Consider the following 8,477-nt stretch of genomic DNA (forward strand, 5'->3'; position numbering starts at 1 on the left):
TAAGAAAACGTTCGGCAATAACTTCGGCGTTTCAATAGTCCCCGGAAGGACACGAGCCGTACGGTGAACACACTTCCTCTCAAATGATTGGTAACAAAATTCTAACGACGAACTTATTGCCGAACCGTTCCTAAAATAAGGAAAACTCCTGCCTAACGGCTTAGCCGCTGGGGTTGCGGTCGCCGGTTTCGATGTTGTCGATAGATCGTTTCGATGAATTAAGGACCGGTTTTGGGCTGCCAAATTGCATGCCCGCGATAGACCTTGCCGATCGGGTATTGCGTGCTCGGCGTTACGGCCGATCGCATGATGCGGTCGATTTGTTGCACAATTTCAGGATGCTCGGATGCCACGTCGTGTTCCTCGCCGATATCGTTTTGCAAATCATACAATTGGATCGGTCCAGCCACTCCTAGTCGAACATCCGATCGGATGCCCTTCCATTGGTTCATTCGGACCGCTTGATGGTAGCGGGTTCGGCAATGACCAAAATCCCAATACAGATAATCATGCGGTGTCTTGAGTCGCTGTCCTTTGAGTGCATCGATGATCGAGATGCCATCGTGATTCGCAGGCGGCGTTCCTCCAGCCAGTTCGGCGAACGTCGGCATCATATCTTGAAACGCAATCACTTCGTCGCTGGTCTGATCGGCAGGGATTTGGCCCGGCCAATGCGCGATCAGCGGCACCCGGATGCCTCCTTCGGTTAGGTCGCGTTTGTAGCCACGCAGCGGACCGTTGGTGTCAAAACGTTTGGCTACGTTTTTGTGACCACCGTTGTCGCTGGTGAAGATGATCAGTGTGTTGTCGCGAATCCCACAGTCGTCGATTTGATTGACGATCCGCCCGACATCTTGGTCGAGCATGTGGATCATCGCGGCATACTTTTTCGCCTTCGGTTCCCAGTTGTGATCCGAATACGGTTCGGTCGACGGTACCGTCAAACCATCGGCGTCTTCATGAAGCGACGAAAAATGTGGCAGCGTGTAGGCGGCGTACAGAAAGAACGGTGTCTCGCGTTCACTGGACTCGTCAATAAATTGCAAAGCTCGCTCGGTCAATTCCGTGTGGCTGTAGGTATGGTGCGATTTTGAATTACCGGGCAATTCGAGTCTCGCTTCATTATCGTCGAGATACTCGGGGTAGTAATAATGGGCGTGATCTTGGTTCAAATAGCCAAACCAGGTGTCAAATCCTTGGTTTGTTGCCCGCCCGACACTGCCGGCATCGCCGAGTGACCATTTGCCAACGCCGCCGCAGCGATATCCGGCATTGGTCAATACTTCGGCAAGTGTCGTGTCGTCGTCTTGCAAATAAGTGACATAGTGGGGCACGTTGTCTCGCGCCACGGTATGCCCATTATGCAGCCCCGTCATCAGCACCGATCGAGACGGCGTGCACACCGGGCCGCCCGCGTACGCTTGGGTGAACCGGATGCCTTCGGCTGCCAAGCGATCAATGTTGGGTGTTTTGATGTGTTGCTGGCCATAGCACCCCAGATCACCGTAGCCCAAATCATCAGCCATGATGAAAACGATATTCGGTCGTGGGGGCTCTTCTGCAGCACTAGCGAAACCGGCGACAAACACCGCCGCTAGCGAACTGTATAGACAAAGTGTGAATCGCTTCCTAAGCCATAATCGCATCATGCTGTTGTTCTTGTCTTTTGGAGGGGCTGTCATGGTGAGTAACAAATCGAAGGGGGGATTCGCGGTGATTGATCCACATTAGCGACGCTTCCGCCGCAACAGATACCGCGTGAACGCGATCAGTCCCGCGAATTTGAATTCAGGATCCACGTAATGTTCGATCACATAAAAAGCAAAATAGTAAAATCGACAAAATGCCCAGATGGAAATGCCCAGTAGGACAACCACCTGCATTGTGGGCGTATTTGCGATCAACATTGCCGATGCGAGTATACCGAGCGCAAGGAACAACATCCCCTTGGCCATAATAACTTTCGGATTTTTTAAGTCTGCCATCGTTTTCGGCCCCGTACTTTAGTTGCCCACCGGTACTTTAGTTGCTTAACCTGGTGACGCATTTTTCGTAGCGAAACTCACAGAGAGTTTCGGTTTTACTTGCGGGGACGCAAGTCTCTGCGACTTTCGCTACAGTGAATTCGCGTTTTCCTGATAGGGAAAAATGCTTCACAGCGTTTCGTTTGGACGCTAGCGGCCTGTTGATTTAGTGAGCCGCTCACGCGTCAGCGGCCGGGTTCCACGCATTACCCGGTGCCTTACGGCCCTCGGCTCACTAATTCGATTTGCATTTCGATTAATTCAACGAGCCGTTAGCCTCGTTTCCCATGCTCAACCGCGAAAAGTACCACAAACGGCTAACGGGATTTCGCTCCAGCATTCCTGACTGCGTGCGTGATATTTATCGACGTGCATGATATTTGCAGACTCGTGCAACATCCTGGTGGGGGGACATGTCATAATCATGGTCGCAAGCCCATTCACGCTTGCTCTCCCCACCTCGTTTCGATGAATTCGGAGTTCGTCATGATTTGCAGTCGCTTTTTCTTACCCCTGATCGTGTTACTGATGAGTGGTGTTGTCTCCGACATCGGGCGAGCGGAGGAGGGTTCGGCACTGTCGAGCCAGTATATCCCAGACGATGCGATTGCGGCTGTCTTTATGCCGGTCAACCAGATCTTAAGCGATCCCGAGATGGAAATGTTTCCGATCGAAATCATACAGGCCCAATTGAATGAGAACGTCGGCATCGATCCGCTTCACATTATCAATGTGAAGGTCATTGTTGGTTTTCCGGGACCTGCCGGACCGCAGATTGGGGCGGTAATCGAGTTGTCCGAGGACTATAACATTGACGATCTGAACGAAAATTTGTTCCGATCGACTGAACCGCAGGAAATGGATGGATACTCGGTTTACTCGCTCGATGGTCCGCCGGGAACCGTGCTGCATCGCAAGGATGCGAGAACGCTGTTGATTTCGATGGGCGGATACCTACGCGCGATGTTGGAAGCTAGCGGCGAAACAGGGAAACTACCCACACTGGTTTCAGGTTTAGGACCACAAAAGGGTGTTACCGCTGTCGCTGTATTAGAAGAGATTCGCCCAATCGTGAGCGGGTTGCTTCGTCAAAATGCAGAGCAGTTGCCGGAGCAACTTCGAGAGTTGACCCAGTTTCCGGAACTAACCGATGCACTGATTGTGAATGTTAACTATCAACTTTTGGGCGGAAGTGTCAGCGTATCGGCGATTGCCCGAGACGATGCCACTGCCGCGGAGCTTCAGCGGATCTTGAACGATTCGATCGACTTTGGACGCGATGCCGCGATGCAAATGGTTGCGATGACCAATATGCGAGGCACGGAAACGGACAAGGCGACGGTCAAGTACACAGCACGAGTTGCGGCCAAGCTAGCCGATGCGCTTCGACCCAAAAAATCGGGTAATCGCGTGAACGTACAATTGGAAAGTAATTTTGCCACCACTGGCGTTCTGGTGGGACTGTTGCTGCCCGCGGTCCAAGCTGCTCGTGAAGCCGCGCGCCGCATGACGGCAAGCAATTCCATGAAACAAATTGGGCTGGCGATGCATAATCATCATGCCGCCTTTCGCACGCTTCCCGACCGCGCCATTCGTGACGCTGACGGGAAACCACTACTGAGTTGGCGTGTGAAAATTCTGCCGTTTATCGAACAGCAAGAGCTGTACAGTCAGTTCCACTTGGATGAACCTTGGGACAGCGAGCACAATTTGAAACTGTTGCCGCAAATGCCGGAAACCTATGTCGACCCCAGCGTCCCAGCAGAACCTGGATATACGGTGTTCCAGCTGCCTGTCGGCGAGGAGACTCTTTTTCCAGAGCAAGGTGAACGCAAATTTCGCGACGTGCTCGATGGTTTGTCTAATACGATCATGGTCGTGGAAACCAACCGGTCCATCGCCGTACCATGGACCAAACCTGCGGATGTCGAGATCGATCTCGCTAACCCATTGCCTCAATTGGGGAACACACATCAAGGTGGATTTCATGTGCTGATGGCCGATGGGGCGGTGAGGTTTGTTTCAACAAGCATTGTGCTTGAAACGTTGAAGGCCCTCTTCACATACAAGGGCAGAGAAGTCGTCCGGTTCTAGCCAATCGTCTTCCGTTAGCGAAACTCGCGTACGGCTTGCTAATTTAGCTTTAGGTAGCGGTGTGGCGCGAGCCGCCCGGTTACGGCGAATAAATCGTTCGATTTAGACCGGGCGGCTTGCGCCGCACCGCTACAAATGCCACCCGTTTAATGCCATCTACTTTCGTGGTGGGACTCGCCAGAGTTCCAGGTGTTTCAACAGCAAAGATGTGAATTCTGGCGAATCCCACTACTTGAGCATCTGCAGTGGTTGCCAAAGTAGATGGCATTGGGCGAGGGGCCGCCCGGTTGAGGCGAGTAAAACGTTCGGTTTAGACCGAGCGGCTCGCGCCGCACCGCTACGGAAAGCATCCGGAAAGTTTCCGGGGCGATGTCCGACCCGAGCGTCCCGTTGCGGACGCGAGTCGGGGGACAAGCATTCTTCTTTGAATCCACGGGTTGCCGGGAAAGGGGCAACCCTGTTTGCGTGCAGCGTTTACAATAAGCGATCGTGCAGCGTTTGAGTGGTTCACCCTGATTCTCTTTCTGGCTGACTTCAATGACACGAGCAACCGCGAATGATCGTCGTTCCCGCCGGCAGGATTCATCGCTCTCCGCCGAGCAATGCCGCTTGGACGAAGACCGGTCAAAGACCACGAATTGGCGTTCTTGGGGACCCTATGTAAGCGAACGTTCCTGGGGCACGGTGCGTGAAGACTACAGCAGTGATGGGAATGCGTGGGATTTCTTAACTCATGACCATGCTCGCTCGAAAGCCTATCGCTGGGGCGAGGATGGTTTGGCCGGCATCTGTGACCGCTATCAACTGCTTGTCTTTGCGCTCGCATTTTGGAACGGTCGTGATCCGATCCTCAAAGAACGGTTGTTTGGCGTCGTGCCTCAACAGAATAATCATGGCGAGGACGTGCGTGAGTACTACTACTATTTAGACGCCTCGCCGACCGGATCCTACTTGAAATACCTTTACAAGTATCCGCAGTCCGCATTCCCCTATGAACAACTCGTCCGTGAAAGCCAGCGGCGTGGTATCGAGCAACCGGAATTTGAATTGCTTGATACCGGAGTCTTTGATGAGGATCGCTACTTTGACATTTTTGTTGAATATGCAAAGGCTGATCCCGAAGACATCTGTGTCCGTGTGGAAGTTTTTAATCGAAGCAGCGACCCCGCATCGCTACACGTGTTGCCGCACTTGTGGTTTCGAAACACATGGAACTGGGGCGACGTCCCGCAACCACCGCCCGAGATCTACGACACGCAGGATCCGGAGGGGCAGGCTTGTTTTGTTGCCGATGATTCCGCCGCGACGCCTATCCCTAATTTGTTAACTCAGTACGAGCTTGGCAAACGGTATTTGTATGCCGAGTCGGGCGGCAAGCCGCTATTCACAAACAATGAAACGAACCGTCAGCGATTGTATGGATGTTCCGATCACACGTCGTATGTCAAAGACGCCTTTCATCGGCATGTGATCAATGGCGAGTCGTGTGTGAACCCCGATAATGTGGGCACGAAAGCCTGTGTGCACTACGACAACGTCACCGTGCCGGCATGCGAATCGGTGGTGTTTCGTTTGCGGCTGACGGATCGTCCCACATCGGATGCAATCGGCGGCGTTGACGCGGTCATCGACCAGCGAAAATCGGAAACCGACACATTCTACGACGAACTGCACCCACCCAAAGCCAGCGAAGACGAACGCCGTGTGCAGCGTCAAGCACTTGCGGGAATGATTTGGTCGAAGCAATTCTATTATTTCGATGTCAACAAGTGGCTCGAAGGGGATGATTCGCGAGCCAAACCACCCACGTCTCGCCATCACATTCGCAACGAACACTGGAAACATCTCAATTCGATGCGGATCTTGTCGATGCCCGACAAGTGGGAATACCCGTGGTTCGCGGCATGGGATTTGGCGTTCCAGTGCATCCCATTGGCACTGGTCGATCCTGAGTTTGCGAAGGAGCAATTGTGGCTATTGTTGTTCGAACAATTTCAACACCCCAATGGCCAGATTCCGGCATACGAATGGGAATTCAGCGACCTTAATCCGCCGGTGCACGCGTGGGCCATTTGGCGTGTTTACAACATGGATCGGATTCAAAACGGACGTGCCGATCGCGAGTTTTTGGAAAAGTGCTTTCACAAACTGCTGCTGAACTTCACTTGGTGGGTCAACAAGGTCGATGCCGAAGGACACAACGTTTTCGAAGGTGGTTTTCTAGGCTTGGACAACATCACCACGTTTGACCGCAGCACGCCGCCCGGGGATGGTTCGTCGCTGAAACAAGCCGATGCGACCGGATGGATGGGGATGTATTGTTTGAATCTGATGCGAATCGCGTTGGAGTTGGCGAAAGAGAATAAGACCTACGTCGGTTTGGCGATCAAGTTTTTCGAGCACTACGTTTACATCGGCTCGGCGATGAAAAACATGGGCGGACGTAACTATGAATTGTGGAGCGAAGAGGACGGATTCTTTTTTGATGCGCTGTGTTATCCCGATGGCTCCTATCATCGTTTTCGGCTGCATTCGCTGGTCAGCCTGATTCCGCTGTATGCCGTCGAACGACTCGAAGAAGTTTGGACATCCGAGTTTCCTGAGTTCCAGGCGAACCTGCAGTGGTTCATGCGAAACCGCAGTCACTTGACCGAAGCCTGTTTGGCGACCAGCGAAAATGCGAACGGGAAAGTGCACTTGCTTTCGCTCGTTGATGCGGACCAACTTCGCCGGATCGTTGCCGTTTTGTGGGATGACTCTGAATTTTTGAGTCCCTATGGGCTAAGAAGTCTGTCGAAACATCACCAGCAGCATCCCTTTACGTTTGGTGACCAAACGGTCAAGTACGATCCTGCTGAATCGACCACTTGGCTCAAAGGCGGCAACTCAAACTGGCGAGGACCGATTTGGTGTCCGACTAGTTTCTTGATGATCGAATCGTTGCGAAAGCTTGCGAAGGTGTACGGTGATTCGATCCAAGTTCCCGCAGAACCGGGTGACGATCGAGAAAGTTTGACGTTGTCCGAAGTTGCCGAGGGACACGCCAATCGACTGATCTCGCTGTTCACGCGAGATGCCGAGGGACGTCGAGCCATTTATGGACGCCGTGAAAAGATGCAGCATGATCCACATTGGCGAGATTGCTTGTTGTTTCACGAGTATTTCAATGCCGAAACAGGCGAAGGCCTGGGGGCGAATCATCAAACCGGCTGGACCGGATTGGTCGCCTCGCTGATCGACGAGTGGCGAAGGTAACCCGTTACCCAAGTCGCTTAATTAATCGTTTAACCGTCAGCCGAAGGCGTACGCGCATCCGCTAGCGTACGCCCAATGCCATCTACTTTCGTAGTGGGACTCGCCAGAGTTCCTGGTGTTTCAACAGCAAAGATGGGAATTCTGGCGAATCCCACTACTTGAGCATCCCCTAACGGTTGCCAAAGTCGATGGCATTGAGCGTACGCCTATCGGCTAACGGTTAAACGAAGCATTCTAAAGTCAGATTCATTCAACGAGCCGTAAAGGATTTCTGGCGAAATCCACTACGGCCGTCATTGAATATTGTGAACGGCTATATTTATCGAGTGTCCCATTGGCAAAAACAATCGTTTCCTTAATTGGTCCGGCAGATGGATATCTTTGACTCGCTTCCAAGCACAGGCACGTTGATCCTCTTGGGGCTTCCGCTGCTTTATTTTTTAGCCACTCCGTTGATCATCCTGGCGACCTTTCGTACCGAAGCGTTTCCAACGATCGATCCGGTGCCGCCGGAGGATCCGCTACCGGAAGTGGTTCGGCAGCGTTTTTTTGAAGTCCATGAATCGTTGACGGGTCTAGGATTCAGCAACGAGGGAACGTTCTTTTTGCCGCAAGCGGTGGCGAACGTAAAAAGTTTGATTGTGGTGTTTATCAACCGAGCGGAGTCGACGGCCGCGGTGTCGGCCGTGATGTTTACTGAGTTAAACGGCAGTTGGAGTGTGCAAGAAGGATTTACAGAGTTTTGTACACGGTTCGATGATGGCAGCGAGATCAATACCGGCAATCAAAAAACGCTCGGGGCGTTTCCGGTGCCCGCGAATTGTATGTCAACGCAGCACCCTCCGATTCAGAATGTTGCTGATTTGTTTGCAGCTCATCAAGCAATCAGGCGACACTATGCGCTGCGGCGTCGGCCACAGAATCGGCTTGACGATCAATTTAATGGCGACGTTGCCGCCTACATTTCCGCAGGGATGACCGCGGAATTCGAGTATGCCAAGAAGTGTGGCTATTTGCGATACCTCGGTGGCGATCAAGATGGATTTAGCGCCGCAATGCAGTCATCGCCCTACCGGCCACCTGCGCAATTGAACAAGCCGCAAT

5 protein-coding genes are annotated in these 8,477 nt (G+C 52.6%); 3 read left to right on the plus strand and 2 right to left on the minus strand.

The window, feature by feature from the left end; all coding sequences use genetic code 11:
* Positions 1–218: 218 nt before the first annotated feature.
* Positions 219–1,682 (minus strand): arylsulfatase, encoded by a 1,464-nt coding sequence (locus RMSM_RS13250; protein WP_236622124.1) that lies wholly within the window; start codon positions 1,680–1,682, stop codon positions 219–221.
* A gap of 45 nt (positions 1,683–1,727) precedes the next feature.
* A complete protein-coding gene (locus tag RMSM_RS13255; RefSeq protein ID WP_040766324.1) occupies positions 1,728–1,985 on the minus strand; it encodes a hypothetical protein in 258 nt (85 codons plus the stop codon).
* 507 nt (positions 1,986–2,492) lie between these two features.
* Here RMSM_RS13255 and RMSM_RS39810 point away from each other — a divergent pair.
* From RMSM_RS39810 to RMSM_RS13270, 3 genes are all read left to right on the plus strand, one after another.
* Complete coding sequence (locus RMSM_RS39810; RefSeq protein ID WP_008696699.1) at positions 2,493–4,118, plus strand: DUF1559 domain-containing protein; 1,626 nt, start codon at positions 2,493–2,495, stop codon at positions 4,116–4,118.
* 537 nt (positions 4,119–4,655) lie between these two features.
* Positions 4,656–7,373 (plus strand): MGH1-like glycoside hydrolase domain-containing protein, encoded by a 2,718-nt coding sequence (locus RMSM_RS13265; RefSeq protein ID WP_008696700.1) that lies wholly within the window; start codon positions 4,656–4,658, stop codon positions 7,371–7,373.
* A gap of 371 nt (positions 7,374–7,744) precedes the next feature.
* Positions 7,745–8,477: hypothetical protein (locus RMSM_RS13270; protein ID WP_008696701.1), on the plus strand; the 733-nt coding region annotated here is incomplete at its 3' end.

Source organism: Rhodopirellula maiorica SM1, assembly GCF_000346295.1.
Classification (GTDB): domain Bacteria; phylum Planctomycetota; class Planctomycetia; order Pirellulales; family Pirellulaceae; genus Novipirellula; species Novipirellula maiorica.